Here is a 16,096-nt window from a genome sequence, read left to right on the forward strand (position 1 = left end):
GAGAACTATATATGGTAGCAGTAACTTACGTGGGATTATTAGGTTTCATGCTTTTTATAGAAATAATACGCAAAAAAACGGGAAAGTTGGATTTTCTTAGTTTAGGTCATTTTATGTTCTCTCTATCCTATGCTATACCAGGTTTTTTGTTAGAAGCTAATTTGGGAAACTCAAGCTATGAAATGACTCTAAATGGACTCAATTATACGAGTAATATACAAACTATTTTTGCTGTTTTTACAGGATATTTAGTTTTGCTGATTGGCTTCTATACAAAATCAGCGATTAGCTGTGGAAAAAAGGTCACTTTTAAAAAAAGTAATAATAAGTATGTTCTTTGGTATTCATTTTTATTACTAATAATATCTTCTCTGGCAATTTATATATATGGAGCTCAGTATGGTGGTGTTTTAAATGCTATGGCTAACATAACTTTGATTCGATCGAATGCTGGAGTTGACAGCGGTCCGCTTGTATTCGTTAAACACTTTATGTATTGCTCATTATTTGCATCCTATTTGCTAGCTTCTTTTGCTTTTGGAGAAATCAAAAGTAAACCATTTAAAATATTTTTGCGCGTCGGATTTTTTAGCTCTGTAATTGTTGCTTTTATTGCCTCAACTTTGTCAGGTGGTCGTGCCATACTCATATATTACTTTTTTGGGTTTTATTTAATTTATGTCTTGAAGGGAGGCAAGACTTTTACCTGGAAGACTATCCCTATATTTGGTTTTGGTGCTTTATTTTTGTTGTATGGAAAAGAATTTTTTTGGAGCCTAAGCGCCATCGATAGTGGTTTTGATGCCGTAGTGGATAAATTCATAGAGGCTAAAAATAGTGATTCCTCTGATGAAGAGTTTAGTATTTATAAGTTGATGGCTAACTTTGCCTTTCCCATCCAGTCCCTAGATACAGCTTTCGATCAATATTATAGTTTTCGTTTTTTTGTTGACTGGATATATGGATTTTTATCTTTTATACCAGAAAAAATATTTAATATAAATAAACCTGAAACAATTTCTATTATTAATACACGATATATTCTTTCGACCAAAGGAAGTCTCAGCTATGAAATTCCGACTGGTTTTTTGGCTTTCGCTGTTTATAGTTTATCTTGGCCGGGACTTCTAATAGTTTCCTATTGTTATGGATGGATTGGCCGCTACTTACAAAGTATTTTAATAAAAAATATGGCTGAGAACCCTTGGATAATATATCTTTACGCTTTAACCATGCAAGTATGGGTTGACTATCAGCAGTCTGGAGACCCCAGAGTATTTTTGGTAGCCAATTTTTGGTATATTATGTCAACTTTAGCTTTATTAATTTTAGTTAATCAAGAGTTGTTAATACCCAAAAGGAAAAGGAAAAGTCATGTTTATTGACCGTATTTCATCTAAAAAAATTGTAGTGCTACATATTATCACTGGACTCTCAACTGGTGGGGCTGAAATGATGCTTTACAAAGTTCTGTCTAAAACTAATCGGCTTCGGTTTGACCCTATTGTAGTTTCTTTGATAGATCGGGGAACTTTGGGTGATCGCATAGAAGCTTTAGGCATCCCCGTCTATACTGCGGGCATGAAACCGGGAATGCCTACACCCGCTGGTATTTGGCGATTAGCTAACACAGTACGTCAAATTAATCCCGATTTGATTCAAGGTTGGATGTATCACGGCAACCTAGCCGCACAATTAGCTAGTATTTTCTGTGTCAACAAAAAACCGGTTTTATGGGGCATTCATCATTCAATAACCGCCTTAAAATCCGAAAAAAAAATGACCCAATTTATTATTAAATTGGGTGCATTATTATCACGAAAGACTACCAAGATAATCTTTGTTTCTAAAAATAGCAAAGCGCAGCATGAAGCTTTGTCTTACCCGGTTGAAAAAAACTGCGTAATTCCCAACGGATTTGATACTTCTCTATTTAAACCATCAAAGGACGCCCGGTTAGATCTGCGAAAAGAGCTAAATTTACCTGAAAAGGCGTTTATAATTGGGTTGATGTGTCGTTATCATCCTATGAAAGATCATAATAATTTTCTGCAAGCGGCTGCTTTATTGCTAAAAAACAATCCAGATGTTTACCTTGTTTTAGCGGGAACTCAAGTTGACGAAAACAATAGCACTTTACATCAGTTAATTCAGGATTTGGGTATTGTTGCTCGCGTCCGTTTGTTAGGAGAACGCAGCGATATGCATCGCCTTACTGCCTCGCTAGATATTGCTACTTCGGCTTCCGCTTATGGAGAAGCATTTCCTTTAGTGGTAGGAGAAGCAATGTCCTGTGGCGTGCCTTGTGTAGTTACAGATCTCGGTGATTCTGCTTGGATTGTGAGTAACACAGGACGAGTTGTACCGCCGCGTAACCCACAGGCATTAGCTGAGGCGTGGCAAGAGTTAATTGTAATGAGTTTAGATGATAGAGTGGCTTTAGGAAAGGCTGCACGTTCCAGAATCATTGAGAATTTTTCTTTGGAGGCAGTTGTGACTCAGTTTGAGGATTTGTATGAAAATGTCATTAGTAACAAATCTTAACAAAGTGTGTTAGCTCTTATGGCTTATGGCTCATGGCTCATGGCTTTAGATTTAATTTTTTTTCAGGTGTAATTAGGAGTAATTTTATCGTAGTCGCAACAACAAATTGTCCTTTGTGCAAGTCGAATAATATCCGAGAACGCGCAAAAGTTGGAGCTTTTTTCAAGGTTTGGCGCTGCCGGGAATGTACCTTTACCTGGGTAGACCGCAGCGATTTAGCAAAACCAGAGGCGGCTCCTTCTGATCAGGACTACGACTACAACCGGGTTCTGAGAAATGTCTTCGAGCAGATGAAGCCTCTTTATGTTAAAGGCTTGCAGGAGCGAATGACCCGAACACTGGGCGAGCGCTCTTTACAAAATTGCTCCTTTTTAGATGTTGGCTGTGCCAACGGCGAGTATCTGCAGACGGCGAAGTCGATGGGATTTGGTACAGTTGCCGGTGTCGAGATTGATGCTTCAGCACCAAAGCAAGCTAGTGTTTACGGTGAAGTTACTGATGATGTCTGCAAGTTTGCACCGTCTACTTTTGACGTAGTACAAATCAAGAACGTCTTGAACAATATTCCTGATTTTGTTGATTTTCTCAGTTCTTGCCTCAAAGTCCTCAAGCCTGATGGATTTTTGCTGCTGGATGTTTTGAATCAAGACAGTTTAACAGCTTTGCTGCGGAATAATTGGGGGAGGGACTATCAAAAAACGGGGCGCTACGGTCCTCTGCGTCCTCCCTACGTCATCAATGGCTTTAATCAAGTTTCTATCAAGGAGCTTTACCGCCGTTTTGGTTTAACTCCCACCTGGATTTCTACCTCCTACATGGGAACTTCTGTCGTACCTTCTGCACCTAATTTTATGGTGAAGGTGCTGGGATTAGCTGGCTCGCTTTTGAGAAAAGGATCGATGCTGATCACGGAGGCTAAACCAATTACTTCAGTCACCAGTAGCAACCATGAATAGCCTTCTAATTATCACTACTATTCCAGCAACTATCCGCGCTTTTTTATTGCCTTTTGCCGATCGCTTCCGTGAGCGGGGTTGGCGAGTGGATGCTATGGCTTGCGGAATTTCAGACAATGCTGAATGTTTGCAGGCATTCGATCGCGTCTGGGATGTAGAATGGTCGCGCAATCCTTTAGATCCGAGAAATTTTTTAGTAGCTCCGCGAGTGATTCAAGAGGTTGTAAAAACAGAACAATACGATCTAATTCACGTCCACACGCCCGTCGCTGCTTTTGTCGCTAGATACGCTCTCAAAGATCTAAAAAAACAGCGAAAAATTCAGGTAATCTATACAGCTCATGGCTTTCATTTCCATCCTCTAGGAAAACCATTAAAAAATGCTGTTTTTCGGAATTTGGAACAACTGGCTGGGTCTTGGACTGATTATTTGGTCACGATTAATCGCGAGGATGAATCAGCAGCAAAGCGCTACAAAATTCTTTCCCCTGAAAGAGTCCGCTATATGCCGGGAATTGGAGTGGATCTCGATCGCTACAATCCCGATGCTGTTGCTGAAGCTGCTGTCGAACAAGTACGTCAGGAAATGGGGCTTAACGGGGAAGATCGACTGTTTCTATCAGCGATCGAATTCATTCCGCGCAAGCACCCGCAGGATGTCTTAAAGGCTTTTGCTAAACTGGCTCGACCTGATGTTCATTTGGCTTTTGCTGGAGACGGCCCGATGCTGGCCCAAATGCAGCAATTAGCATCGGATTTTGGAATTAAAAATCAGGTGCATTTTCTCGGAAACCGCCGAGACGTTCCGACTTTAATGCGAGCTTCTGTGGCGACGCTGCTGGCTTCGGAACAGGAGGGATTGCCTAGAAGTGTTATGGAGTCTTTGTCACTGGAAATTCCGGCGATCGCTACTAAGATTCGCGGCACTCAAGAATTGTTAGAATCCGGCTGTGGCCTTCTCTTTGACGTGGGGGATATAGACGGATTTGCTAAGGCAATGGCTTGGATGTTGGATCGTCCTGAAGAGGTGCGAGAAATGGGCAAGCGGGGACGCGAGCGCATGACTGCTTGCGATTTGCAGCAAATCATCAAATTGCACGAAGAACTGTATGCCGAAGCTGTACAAACACGATAGGAATATGATGCGAATTTTAGTTACTTACGGATGGTGCCGCACAGCTTACATCGCCGCAGAAAGCCTCTGCAGCGCTGGATTTGAAGTCTATGCCTGCGGTTCTACTGCTTTGAGCATGGTGCGGGTTTCAAGATTTGTTCGCGGGTTCGATCGCGTTCCCGATCCGTTTAAAGAACCAGAGCAATATGTAACAGCCATATCGGCAATTGTCAAGCGCCGAAAAATCGATGTTTTACTGCCAGTCCACGAGGATGCTGTAGCCATACAAACTTATCGCGCTCTCCTCCCAGAAAATTTGCTAATTGCTTGTCCTCCTCGCAGCGATCTCGTTAGAGTTTTGGACAAATACGAAATTATCAACATCGCTTTTGAAGCAAAAGTTGCTGTCCCCAAAACTCTTGCTCCTACCAATCTCATAGAACTAGAATCATGCGCGCAAGAGTTGGGGTTTCCGCTAATTATCAAAACGCGGCGCGGCAATAGCGGCAAAGGTGTATTTCGGGTCAATTCTTTAGCAGAAACTCGCCAGAAATATCGCGAAGTAGTCGAAAATTTTGGTTTGGCAAATAATCAGTTGCCGATTCTACAAGAATATGCAGAAGGCAGTGTATTTGGAAGTTGCTTCCTTGCCAAGGATGGCGAAGTCAAAGCCTGTTTTGTTGAACGCTACTTGCGCTGCAAAGAAGCAGGCTTTGGCACGAGCGTACTGCGCGAACCTTGCGAATTTCCGCTGCTGCACGACTATACCCAAAGGATGGCAAAAGCACTGAATTGGACAGGAATTGGACATTTTGACTTTATTGTCGATTCAGAGCTTTCCTCTGCCTATCTGATCGAAATGAATCCCCGCTTTTGGGGAGCGCTGAATCTGGCTGTTCAGAATGGCTTTGATTTTCCGAGAGGGCTGGTAACTATGTTAACTAATGGCGAGCCAGATGCAGATTGTTTTAAACCTTTGTTACAACCAGTTGCCAGTTTGTGGATAGTAGGTGAGATTATAGCAGGTGTAGCTGAATTTCGCACAGGAAAACGTCTGGCTCCGCTAGCTTCGGCAGGACGGATACTGTTTAGCGATCGCCCACGCACATACGATGACTTTCGCTGGCACGATCCTTTGCCTTTGTTGATGGAATTAACACACTATGGCAGCTCTTTCCTAGCATCGGGGGGAAATTTGAATCCTGTGGCAGCAGAAATGATGCAATAAATTATTAGGTTGTGGATACTTATGTTATTTCAAAGGCAAGATTATCCGGGAGTATTTTAGTATGTACCTGCAATTTGGCAAACGATTTTTTGACTTTACAGTGGCGTTTGTAGGTTTAATAATTCTAGCCGTACCAATGGCAATAATAGCTATATCGATCGGGATTACATCGGGTATTCCTATCCTTTTTATCCAACAAAGAGTTGGTAAAGGTGGAGAAATTTTTTCTGTTAATAAATTTCGGACTATGAGCGTGCGAACCGTGAAAGATAGCTCGATTACTGTTGCAGGGGATTCGCGGGTGACACCAATTGGCCGTTATTTGCGACGCTGGAAGTTAGACGAGTTGCCACAACTGTGGAACGTACTCGTTGGCGAAATGAGTTTGGTTGGGCCCAGACCGGATGTTCCGGGTTATGCAGACAAATTGCAAGGTGATGATCGCAAATTGCTTCTGCTGCGACCTGGAATTACGGGACCTGCAACTCTAGCTTACAGAAATGAAGAAGAAATACTCGCCAAAGTTAGCGATCCTGTGCAGTATAACAACCAAATAATTTATCCCGATAAAGTGCGAATCAATTTGGAGTACATGGAAAGTTGTTCTTTGGTGCAAGATTTAAAGTATATTTTAGAAACGATTGGCGTTCGGTCTAATCGGGTGGCTGATTAGTATCAATCTTAGTTTCCAATATCTCATCTATTCTCATAATTTGTATGGCGTGCGGGCAGGGAAAGCTTGGCAATATTACCTGATTTAAAATCAACAACACTGCTAAATTCAAGATTTTTCCCTACCTATCGTGCTTTACGATAACAGCAAGTTCGTAGTAGACAAGCCAGCTTAAAAGTAATGACAAAACAAATTCTCCTTTCAACACCTCACATGGGTTCGCTCGAACAAGGGTTCGTCAAAGAAGCCTTCGATACCAACTGGATCGCCCCCGTTGGCCCCCATGTGGATGCTTTCGAGCAAGAATTCTGCGAAATAGTTGGCGCAAAACACGCAGCGGCTGTTAGTTCCGGAACCGCGGCTTTGCATTTGGCTCTAAAATTAATTGGTGTCGGTTCGGGAGATGAGGTTTTTTGCTCGACTCTGACTTTTATTGCAACTGCTAGCCCGATTACTTATCTTGGCGCCAAACCAGTTTTTATCGATAGCGATCGCACTTCTTGGAATCTCAACCCCGATTTGTTCCGAGAAGCACTTGACAAACGAGCAAAAATTGGTAAATTACCCAAAGCTGTTGTAATCGTACACCTCTACGGTCAAAGTTGCGATCTCGACCCCATTCTAGAAGCTTGCAATGCTTATGAAATTCCGCTAATAGAAGATGCGGCAGAATCTCTAGGGGCTAGCTATAAAAATAGATCGCCTGGAAGCTTTGGTAAAATAGGCATTTTTTCATTCAACGGTAATAAAATTATCACCACTTCCGGCGGCGGAATGTTGGTTTCCGACGACCAAAAAATTGTAGAAAAAGCTCGTTTCTTGGCAACACAAGCCCGTGACCCCGCTCCTCATTACCAACATTCAGAAATTGGCTACAATTATCGTCTCAGCAATGTTTTGGCGGGAATTGGTCGCGGTCAATTACGGGTTTTGGAAGAGCGAGTTGAAGCGAGACGACGCAATTTTGACTTTTACAAACAAGCTTTAGGAAACTTGCCGGGAATTGAATTTATGCCGGAAGCTGCTTTTGGAAAATCTACTCGCTGGCTGACTTGTTTGACGATCGATCCGGCAGCTTTCGGTGCAGATAGAGAACAAGTTCGTTTAGCACTTGCTCAAGAGAAAATAGAAGCGCGTCCGGTTTGGAAACCTTTACACTTACAGCCAGTATTTGCAGATTGCGAATGTTTGGGGGGTGCGGTGGCCGAAGAGTTATTCGAGTACGGACTTTGCTTGCCTTCGGGTTCTAATTTAACAGATGAAGATTTAGAGCGGGTGACAAGTGCGATCGCCCAAATTCACAAAGAAAATCGATGATATAGCCGAAGGAAGTTCGGCTACGGGTTTTGTAACTGATGTAACGGAGGCAGGAAGAAGAAAGATGCGATCGCGATTAGATCCCCGACTTCTTCAAGAAGTTGGGGAGTTGGGTATTTTGTCTTTTGATTAATTTTATTGCCATTCTTGCAGGGCGATCGCAATTCCTTGTTTCAATCTTGGTTCGAGACTCTCTTGCTTAACTAAGTTTTCTAATTTTTGCCTCGCCTCGGCAGCACCTAGCTGTTTGAGCGCTGCCATGCAGTGCAGCCTGACGCTGCTGTCTGCGTCGCCCAACATTAAAATCAGAGCATCTAGCCCTCTCATATCTCCTAATTTTCCTAAACCTAAAGCTAAAGAGTTTTTGCCAACTGCCTCCTGCACGGCAGGATGATTTCTTTTCAACAAATCAATCAGAATTTCAGCAGCTACAGCTTTTAATTCTGGCTTCTCTACTCGCCCTAAAACAGTGACTATCTCTTGATAAACAGTAGGATTTTTGTTGTTAAATGGCGCCATTAATGTCTGATGCAAATATGCTAAAGCGGTTGCATTTTCCATCCAGCTTAGGGCGCGCACTGTTTCGATTTGCAATTCAACCGGAGTTGTGGGCGATCGCAGCAATTCAAATAAAGCAGCCGCTGCAGCATCGGTTTTCACTCGCCCGATCGCGATCGCCGCTTGCTGACAAACTTCTAATCGGATGTCCGAAAGCAAAGGTTTGAGCAAGTTAACTAAATCTAATTCTGCATCTAAATAGGCGCGCGCGCCGAGAGCTCGCACGGCTTCTTTTCTGACTGCTGTCGCCGGATCTTTGAGTGCTGCTACCAGTACCGGCGGGATGCGGGAGTCGTGAAAGCAGCTCAGGGCCTCGATTGCGTGCGCCCGCACCGCAACTTGAGAGTCTCCGACTACGCTCAACAGCGGTGCGATGGTTTCGCTGCGCCGAATTTGGGCGAGTGCTGCTGTTGCAAACTGTCGCGAGTCTTCTTGCTGCAAGAGAGTTGCGAGGGATTCTATGGCTGTCGGGCCGAAATTCCCTAGGGTTTCGGCGGCGATTTGGCTCAATTCTTCCTCGGAATTTTTGACTAATTCTACTAAAGCTTGAATCACTTCCGGGCGATCGAACTTTCCGAGAATGCGGGCGGCGAACCACCGGGGTTCCGTGTCTGCGTCTTCGTCTTCGAGTACGGCAATTAAAGGTGCGATCGCGCCATTTCCCAGATTGGGCAATACTTTAGCAATTTCCCAACGGTCTTGAAAATCTCCCCATTCTAAGGCTTGTATTGCTAAACTGACAGCTCGATCTAAAATGTGTTGTTCCTGCGGCTTGGTGCCCTTGGCTGTCACTTGCTGCAAGCATTCGACTAACCCAGGCCAGTTTTGGCGATCGGCAGCGACTTGCGCTTGTTCTAAAAAATTATACATAATTTTAGTTTTGCTTCGATCTAGAAGCGAGATTGTTTGCTGCTAGCCCAGACCGGAGGTACTTTTTAGGAATCTTTTGCTACAATTATCCATCTTTTGACATTTTTGTCAATCCATCATAACCGGTTAAATCGAACTAAAGCATTAATTTCATGTAGTTAAGCGATGGATCTATACTTTTTGTAATTTAAAATATTCCATATTCCCAATAAAAAATTAACAAATGAAGAAAGCTCTACTTTTAGTAAACCAGCACTCCCGAAAAGGGCAAAAGCTATTATCTCAAGCCACTGTAGAATTAGAAGCACTGGGTTTTGAGTTAATTATAGAATCTACCGACCACGCCAGCGAACTTCCCGAAACAATTCGGCGCTACCAAAATCAAGTCGAATTAGTAATAATCGGCGGCGGCGACGGCACTCTCAACGCCGCCATAGAAGGTTTGATAGACACCAAGTTACCCTTGGGTATTTTGCCGATGGGAACTGCTAACGACCTAGCCCGCACTCTAAAAATTCCTACAGATTTATCCGCAGCTTGTCAAGTAATTGCCAGCGGTAAAGTTCGGCTAATAGACTTAGGTTGGGTGAACGGCCAGCATTTTTTTAATGTGGCGAGTTTGGGATTGAGCGTGCAAATTACCCAGCGACTGACTAAAAATGTGAAGCAGCGCTGGGGAATTTTAGCTTATGCTTTTACTGCTTTGCAGACAATTTTGTCAGCGCGACCGTTCCGAGCAGAAATTAAGGTAAACAACCAATTTTTTAATGTTAAAACTATTCAAATAGCCATTGGCAACGGCCGCTATTACGGCGGCGGCATGACAGTTGCCGAGGATGCCACAATCGACGACAAGCGACTGGATTTGTACAGTTTGGAAACAAAACACTGGTGGGAAATCATTGCTTTGCTGCCGGCTATGAAGCAAGGAAATCATACCAGTCGGCATAACGTTCGCACATTGCAAGCTCAAGAATTTGAGGTTAATACTAGCAAACGCCGTCCGATTAATACTGACGGTGAAATCACAACTTATACCCCTGCAAAATTCCGAGTGATTCCCCAAGCTTTAGCAGTTATAGCTCCTTCATAAACTAATATATCAATTAACTGGTTACCAGGCTGGAGCCTGGTAACCAGTAATTTTCTTGTGCAACAAGCCGGAGAGCCTGTTCACTTAATAATCGCCTCCAGCGCCATATTGCCACGCTTCAACTAATCGGTGAAAATAGTATTGCTGTTCCGGTGCTAAATTTTTTACCTGCGGTTCTACGGCTTTCCCCAAAGGCTGCAAACCCGTATAAATTCCTAAATTTACATAATGAACCATCCAATCTAGCAAATTAGCTATTCCAACCTGCGGGATAATTTTCATAACTAATCCGGGATGGCTAATTGCTGTTTTAAACAGGGTTTGGGACAAAGCCGGAAACAGCACGATATCTTGCAGAAACGGTTTGAGTACCGGTTCTCCCAACTCTTCCATTACCTGAAATACGGCAGCCAAAAGTTGATTGATTTGATTTGGGTCTATTTTTTGATTTATCGCAGCACTCATCGAACGCTGAAACAACCAGGTAACTGATAGATTCGGCTGGTAGGGTTGCAAAAGTGCCAGGGAATTTTTGTTGAGACTATCGCTTGTCAAAGCTTCCTCAATTCCTAGAGTCAAGCGTTTGAGGTGGCGCACCATTGCGCCGAAACCGCCGAAGCTGAGGGGAGATTGGCTACCGCTGCTGTCTCCGACTGGGAGTATGCGATTCCAAGGCGTTTTTAGAGGGCTTTGGCGATAGCAGGGGAAGAATCCGTAGAGTGCTCTTTGGAATTTTAACTGTTCGAGTTCGACGTTTTGATATTGGGGAAGCAAGCGCAAATACTCTTCAAATAATGTTTCTAAACTGAATCTTTCTGTGTCGGCGTCTATGTAGGTAAATAAGTAGGTGGTGCGGCCGTCTCTGGCTGGAAATGCTTCCCAAAAATATTGGCACTGATTTTGCATTGGGGTGAAGGATGCAAATATGTCGCCGGTGTCGTTTTGGGGAAATCCTTGAGCGCAACTGCCGACTACTAAACATACGGCGTCGGGTTTTTTGCCTTGTCTTGCTTGGCGGACAATGGGCGAAAAATGCCCCATTGCGTCTAATAATAATCGGGTTTTAAATAAATTTTTAGCAAGTTGTAAATCGGTTTTTTCCGATTCAACAAGGACTCCATCTGGGTGAATTGTGGCAATTTTAAAGGGGGTGTTTTCAAATAGTTTTCCTCCTGATTGGAGGAATCGCTGCTTGAGGGTTTCGAGGAGGTAAACTGGGTCTATTCCGATGTTGAGTACGTCGCGCACCCAAATGTCGGGGGTGTTGGCAAAGCTGATGCGGGCTGGGTTATATTCGGTAGCTATGGCTTTTTCTATCTCTTCAACAGATAGCAAATTTAGTTCTAAGAATGCGTCTAATTCTTTGCGAGAAATGTTCCATTCTTGATCGCGTCCTCGCAGGGTGCCGCGTTCAAGCAGGGCTACTCGCCAACCCCGCACGGCTAAGGCTGTACCGATTAATATTCCTAGGGTTCCGCCGCTGATAACTATGTCGAAGTCGAGGGTTTCCAGGGGTTGTTGGCTGTGTTGGACTGCTTGGGGTGCTGGTGCGGTGTTTTGTTTGAGGTTTTCCCAGAGTCGATCGACTTTTCTCAGGCCTCCGAGGGCGTCTCCTGGTAGTTGGGAGAGGATTTGTTCGGTGAGGGACATCGGGTTTTAGGATTGAAGAGTGGTGGATTTTTTATAATTTAGCTTAGATTAACATTTGCGACAGTTTTAGGGCTGACGCATGGGGTGGCGAGAATCACGGAGTTTTTATCATCATACAAATAATCATAAAGAGAAACCCGGTTTATGAAAAAAAACCGGGTTTCTACCTCTCGTTGGTAAGTCTAAGGAATTATCTTTAATCAGCCGTGCTTAATTCTTCAACTCGCAGCCGATCGCACAAAATTCGCTCGCACACAATCGCACCCGTCTCCGCACTCCTACAAACTTCTAACTGAGCTTCCGGCAGCGCTTCAAACAAAAAACGTTCCCCCGGAAACACTGTCCGCTCAAAATACCAATTAGGAATATTTGTAATGCGAGCGATTTGCACTTTGCTAGTATTATTAAGATACCAACACAAAATGCGCGTATGACCTTCGGAAAGTACCTGATTTAGTGTCAAATTCATTTTTTTAACTTGTTTGTGCAATTGTGCGAGCGATCGGCGACAAGCCTAAACTTAATATAGCATATTACCCGTTAAAACACATTTTTTTTACATTATTTGGGTTAATTAATAAATTTCGCCTGGGAAACATCAGCGCCTTCCACGTATTCCCAAGAAGGTGCAAAAGCCGGCATTGCTAAAGTGCAAGATTTCCATCCTCCCTTAACAGGTGCGTTCAACAATTGACAGTGACCGACAGAACCTCTTGCCTGTTGGTAGTGACCGCAAAAATTACACTTGGAAGCCGGATTGCATCCGCGCTCGCTAATTACAACGCAGGGCTGCGTTTGGGTTTGGTTGCGATCAATAGTTAAAGTGTTCATTAAATTACTTTTTAAATGTTCAGTCTTAAGTATGACGGCTGGAGTGCAGTCGTGGCCTCTATCTCAAGGCTTAGTTCGCCTTTAAGTTTTGTTTAGGGATCGATATAAAATATATTATTTTTGAGATGATCAAGCTAGGGAGCAATTGAATTTCCTTCCGATCGCATTGGCGGCCCCGGCTTTAGTGCCGATCGCGCTTGCCTGGGGGTATACTTCCTCAGACATAGCTAATTATCCTCGCCTAACTTGCTAAACAAATCGGCTAAAATTGTATTAGAAAATAAAAAACCTTCGGGATCGCTCAACCTCAAATTTCCCGCAAGCGGCAGTTTCGCGCCCTCGCCTAAAGTTGAGATCGATCCATCCGATCGCCCAATTTCCACCCATCCTTGTCGCCAGTAGGGCTGCAAACAACGCCAAATTTTATCAACCGTTTGCTGAGTAAACTTTTGAGTCAGCGCCGACAGGCTAACTCCTTCTGCTAAACGCAAACCTAGCATCAGCGTTTCTAACAAAATGTCATTTTCTGAAACTTGAAAATTTGGCTCAATTGCTGGGTAAATATCTGGCTGGGTTTCCACCCCAATTTGAGGAGTAGCAGGGGAATTTAGGCCAGAGATCGATCGCACCCACTGATAATATTCTTGAGTTTTGCGAGGCCTTGTCAACCTGCGGCCTTCCACGTAACTTGCCGCCCCCATTCCCAAACCGTAATAAGGGCGATTTTCCCAATAAACGCGGTTGTGGCGGCACTGATAGCCCGATCGAGCGTAATTAGAAATTTCGTAATGTTCGTATCCAGCACCGGTCAGAATTTCCCGCGCTAAACGGTACATTTGAGCAGCGGTGTCATCTGCTGGTAGCGGCTGCGCGCCTGCTTCAAAGTAGCGCCCGAAAGCAGTTCCCTGCTCAACAATTAAGTCGTAACTCGACAGGTGAGTCGGGCTAATTTCCACTGCAGATTTCAGGGAAGCTTCCCAGTTTTCTAAAGTTTGGTGTGGCAGTCCCGAAATTAGGTCTAAACTGAAATTGACAATACCAGCCGATCGCACTATTTCCACTGCTTCAAAAATATCAGCGACAGAGTGCGATCGTCCGCAAGCTTGCAGCAATTCATCCTGAAAAGCTTGCACTCCCAAACTCACTCGATTTACTCCCGCCGCTGCATATCCCCGCAATTGTTCTAAAGTAAACGTACCCGGATCTATTTCTATAGAAATTTCCGCCTCAGCAGCAATCCCAAATTGGCCGTCGAGAGTCTCTAAAATATTGCTCAACTGACTGACAGAAAGCAGTGAAGGCGTGCCGCCACCAAAAAAAACTGTTTTGAGAGATGCGCCTAAATTTTTAGTTTCTTGAATTTCTTGACACAGTACAGCAACGTATTGGACTATGGTGCCGGAATTCTCGCCATTTTTGCGATCGCCCACCACAAAAACCGGAAAATCGCAGTAGTAACAGCGGCGGCGACAAAAAGGTATGTGCAGGTAAGCCGAACTCGGAATGCCGGAATTTGTCGCTTGCACACTTTTTTTTAATTCAAATGTTAAATAATCTGTGGGGGGGTTCATTACATTTCAAGCCGAAAGCGCAACTTCAAATCTAAAGTTTTAATTAAACAATCATGAATAATTATGTATATTATGACATTTTCTTAGCAAAAAAGCGCTGCGAACGATGCCGTCCCGCCCTCGCCCGTGCTACGGCTCTTTATAATTTAACCTCGTACGATTTTGATCGACCACAATTCCCCAACAGCCCGCAGCGCGGTCTATTCGCACCTCGTGCCTGCTTTCGGCGGGGCGTGGTAAATTCCGAGCGACTCGCTGGCACATCCCCCAAAGGGTACAACCGCGAAATATAAGTTTATGAAAGTCCCTGAGTAAATATGGCGATATCCGACCAAAGCATGAAAACAAGTATCAGCACTGCAAAGATATAATGTGAATAAATTCATTAACCTAGAACTAATGCTAGACGCAATCATAATAATCTCATTCATAATCGCAGGCGGAGGCATCGGCTATTACGGAGTCGAACTCCTGCCGATCGAGCTGCTGGAGCAAGTTACAAATATACAAGGTTTAAGTTCTGTACTAGGTTCCTTTGGAGCATTAATCGGCTTCGTGATGGGATTAGTGGCTCAAACAACCTATCGGCGCTTGGAAAAACAAGTCCGCGATATGCCAGTCGAGATGCTGCTGACGCGGGCGATCGGCTTAATCATCGGACTGCTAGTAGCGAACTTAATGCTGGCTCCGCTGTTCCTGCTGCCAATTCCCCGCGAGTTCGGCTTCATCAAACCTTTAGTCGCAGTCTTGGGTAGCGTCATGTTCGGCTTCACAGGCGTCAGTTTGACCGACACCCACGGCCGCGCTTTCTTGCGGCTGATCAACCCCAAAAGCTTTGACACGGTGTTGGTAGCCGAAGGTACTTTCAAACCAGCAACTGCCAAAGTTGTCGATACTAGCTGCATTATTGACGGCCGAATTGAAAACTTGCTAGAAACTGGTTTCCTCGAAGGTCAAATTATCGTGCCGCAATTCGTGCTCCAAGAACTGCAACTGGTAGCTGATTCCGCCAACGATCAAAAGCGAGTGCGCGGACGCCGCGGCTTAGATGTACTCAACCGCATCAAAGAAACATATCCAGAACGGATTCAAATTCACTCGGCTGACTACGAAGATATTGCCACAGTCGATGCGAAATTAGTCCGATTTGCTTTAGATATCGACGGCATTTTGCTCACCAACGATTACAACTTATCGAAAGTAGCTACCGTCCAAAAACTGCCGGTTTTGAATATCAACGATTTGACTCATGCGGTGCGCCCGACTTATTTGCCGGGAGATACGATCGAACTAAAAATCCGCAAAGAAGGCAAAGAACCCTCTCAGGGAATCGGTTACTTGGATGACGGCACAATGGTTGTCGTAGAAGCAGGAAGCAGCTATGTCGGCGGCGAAGCCAGAGTCGTAGTCACCAGCGCCCTGCAAACAAGCGCCGGCCGCATGATATTCGCCCGCCCTCAAGAATCCGTTATTGTTTGAAACAGAGTAACAATGGCCAGGGCAATCAGAATCAAATATTGCGATCGGTGTTCCCAATCTGCCCCGACTCTCTACCGCGCCCGGTATGACGAGTCGGGGCAGTGGTTTTTTTTGTGTCTTAAATGTTGGGAATCGGTAAGTAAAAACAATCCTTTTTACTTCTACGGTGGCACTTGGAAAGCCAGCAAGAAAAAATAGCAATTACCAGCTTC

14 protein-coding genes are annotated in these 16,096 nt (G+C 44.2%); 9 read left to right on the forward strand and 5 right to left on the reverse strand.

Annotated elements, in window-relative coordinates; translation table 11 throughout:
• Positions 1–11 precede the first annotated feature (11 nt).
• From QUB37_RS09200 to QUB37_RS09230, 7 genes are all read left to right on the forward strand, one after another.
• Positions 12–1,385 carry a hypothetical protein gene (locus tag QUB37_RS09200; protein WP_333161170.1) on the forward strand — a complete coding sequence of 458 codons (1,374 nt, stop codon included), beginning with the start codon at positions 12–14 and terminating at the stop codon, positions 1,383–1,385.
• On the forward strand, positions 1,375–2,544 hold the full coding sequence (locus QUB37_RS09205) for a glycosyltransferase (RefSeq protein WP_333161172.1): 1,170 nt from the start codon (positions 1,375–1,377) through the stop codon (positions 2,542–2,544). Before QUB37_RS09200 ends, QUB37_RS09205 begins: the two co-directional genes overlap by 11 nt.
• Before the next feature lie 113 nt (positions 2,545–2,657).
• A complete protein-coding gene (locus QUB37_RS09210; protein ID WP_333161174.1) occupies positions 2,658–3,500 on the forward strand; it encodes a methyltransferase domain-containing protein in 843 nt (280 codons plus the stop codon).
• Positions 3,493–4,635: a glycosyltransferase family 4 protein gene (locus tag QUB37_RS09215; protein WP_333161176.1), complete on the forward strand. Its 1,143-nt coding sequence runs from the start codon at positions 3,493–3,495 to the stop codon at positions 4,633–4,635. Before QUB37_RS09210 ends, QUB37_RS09215 begins: the two co-directional genes overlap by 8 nt.
• On the forward strand, positions 4,610–5,842 hold the full coding sequence (locus QUB37_RS09220) for an ATP-grasp domain-containing protein (RefSeq protein ID WP_333161178.1): 1,233 nt from the start codon (positions 4,610–4,612) through the stop codon (positions 5,840–5,842). Before QUB37_RS09215 ends, QUB37_RS09220 begins: the two co-directional genes overlap by 26 nt.
• A gap of 61 nt (positions 5,843–5,903) precedes the next feature.
• Positions 5,904–6,515: a sugar transferase gene (locus QUB37_RS09225; RefSeq protein ID WP_333161181.1), complete on the forward strand. Its 612-nt coding sequence runs from the start codon at positions 5,904–5,906 to the stop codon at positions 6,513–6,515.
• 180 nt (positions 6,516–6,695) lie between these two features.
• A complete protein-coding gene (locus QUB37_RS09230) occupies positions 6,696–7,832 on the forward strand; it encodes a DegT/DnrJ/EryC1/StrS family aminotransferase (protein ID WP_333161183.1) in 1,137 nt (378 codons plus the stop codon).
• A gap of 135 nt (positions 7,833–7,967) precedes the next feature.
• Here the strand turns inward: QUB37_RS09230 and QUB37_RS09235 are convergent, their stop codons facing one another.
• Positions 7,968–9,260 carry a HEAT repeat domain-containing protein gene (locus QUB37_RS09235; RefSeq protein ID WP_333161185.1) on the reverse strand — a complete coding sequence of 431 codons (1,293 nt, stop codon included), beginning with the start codon at positions 9,258–9,260 and terminating at the stop codon, positions 7,968–7,970.
• 223 nt (positions 9,261–9,483) lie between these two features.
• Here QUB37_RS09235 and QUB37_RS09240 point away from each other — a divergent pair, with 223 nt between their 5' ends.
• Entirely contained in the window at positions 9,484–10,353 is an 870-nt protein-coding gene (locus tag QUB37_RS09240) for a lipid kinase (RefSeq protein WP_333161188.1), read from the forward strand.
• 84 nt (positions 10,354–10,437) lie between these two features.
• On the opposite strand, the gene QUB37_RS09245 is transcribed toward QUB37_RS09240, so the two are convergent.
• The 4 genes from QUB37_RS09245 to hemW form a co-directional block, all read right to left on the reverse strand.
• Positions 10,438–12,003 (reverse strand): FAD-dependent oxidoreductase, encoded by a 1,566-nt coding sequence (locus QUB37_RS09245; protein WP_333161190.1) that lies wholly within the window; start codon positions 12,001–12,003, stop codon positions 10,438–10,440.
• Positions 12,004–12,199: 196 nt separating this feature from the next.
• Positions 12,200–12,472, reverse strand: a complete 273-nt coding sequence (locus QUB37_RS09250) for a DUF1830 domain-containing protein (RefSeq protein ID WP_333161192.1) — start codon at positions 12,470–12,472, stop codon at positions 12,200–12,202.
• A 101-nt stretch (positions 12,473–12,573) separates the two neighbouring features.
• Positions 12,574–12,834 (reverse strand): hypothetical protein, encoded by a 261-nt coding sequence (locus tag QUB37_RS09255; protein WP_333161194.1) that lies wholly within the window; start codon positions 12,832–12,834, stop codon positions 12,574–12,576.
• A 227-nt stretch (positions 12,835–13,061) separates the two neighbouring features.
• The gene (gene hemW, locus QUB37_RS09260; protein WP_333161196.1) at positions 13,062–14,405 is read right to left on the reverse strand and encodes a radical SAM family heme chaperone HemW; all 1,344 of its coding nucleotides are present in this window, start codon (positions 14,403–14,405) and stop codon (positions 13,062–13,064) included.
• Positions 14,406–14,804: 399 nt separating this feature from the next.
• Here hemW and QUB37_RS09265 point away from each other — a divergent pair, with 399 nt between their 5' ends.
• Positions 14,805–15,884: a PIN/TRAM domain-containing protein gene (locus QUB37_RS09265; RefSeq protein WP_333161322.1), complete on the forward strand. Its 1,080-nt coding sequence runs from the start codon at positions 14,805–14,807 to the stop codon at positions 15,882–15,884.
• Positions 15,885–16,096 lie beyond the last annotated feature (212 nt).

Origin of the sequence: Microcoleus sp. AT3-A2, from assembly GCF_036705685.1 — a bacterium.
Lineage (GTDB): Bacteria > Cyanobacteriota > Cyanobacteriia > Cyanobacteriales > Microcoleaceae > Microcoleus.

Coding starts and splice junctions, on each gene's coding strand:
- QUB37_RS09200 (WP_333161170.1), top strand. CDS start 12: ATGGTAGCAGTAACTTACGTGGGATTATTAGGTTTCATGCTTTTTATA.
- QUB37_RS09205 (WP_333161172.1), top strand. CDS start 1,375: ATGTTTATTGACCGTATTTCATCTAAAAAAATTGTAGTGCTACATATT.
- QUB37_RS09215 (WP_333161176.1), top strand. CDS start 3,493: ATGAATAGCCTTCTAATTATCACTACTATTCCAGCAACTATCCGCGCT.
- QUB37_RS09220 (WP_333161178.1), top strand. CDS start 4,610: ATGCCGAAGCTGTACAAACACGATAGGAATATGATGCGAATTTTAGTT.
- QUB37_RS09225 (WP_333161181.1), top strand. CDS start 5,904: ATGTACCTGCAATTTGGCAAACGATTTTTTGACTTTACAGTGGCGTTT.
- QUB37_RS09230 (WP_333161183.1), top strand. CDS start 6,696: ATGACAAAACAAATTCTCCTTTCAACACCTCACATGGGTTCGCTCGAA.
- QUB37_RS09235 (WP_333161185.1), bottom strand. CDS start 9,260: ATGTATAATTTTTTAGAACAAGCGCAAGTCGCTGCCGATCGCCAAAAC.
- QUB37_RS09240 (WP_333161188.1), top strand. CDS start 9,484: ATGAAGAAAGCTCTACTTTTAGTAAACCAGCACTCCCGAAAAGGGCAA.
- QUB37_RS09245 (WP_333161190.1), bottom strand. CDS start 12,003: ATGTCCCTCACCGAACAAATCCTCTCCCAACTACCAGGAGACGCCCTC.
- QUB37_RS09250 (WP_333161192.1), bottom strand. CDS start 12,472: ATGAATTTGACACTAAATCAGGTACTTTCCGAAGGTCATACGCGCATT.
- QUB37_RS09255 (WP_333161194.1), bottom strand. CDS start 12,834: ATGAACACTTTAACTATTGATCGCAACCAAACCCAAACGCAGCCCTGC.
- hemW (WP_333161196.1), bottom strand. CDS start 14,405: ATGAACCCCCCCACAGATTATTTAACATTTGAATTAAAAAAAAGTGTG.
- QUB37_RS09265 (WP_333161322.1), top strand. CDS start 14,805: ATGCTAGACGCAATCATAATAATCTCATTCATAATCGCAGGCGGAGGC.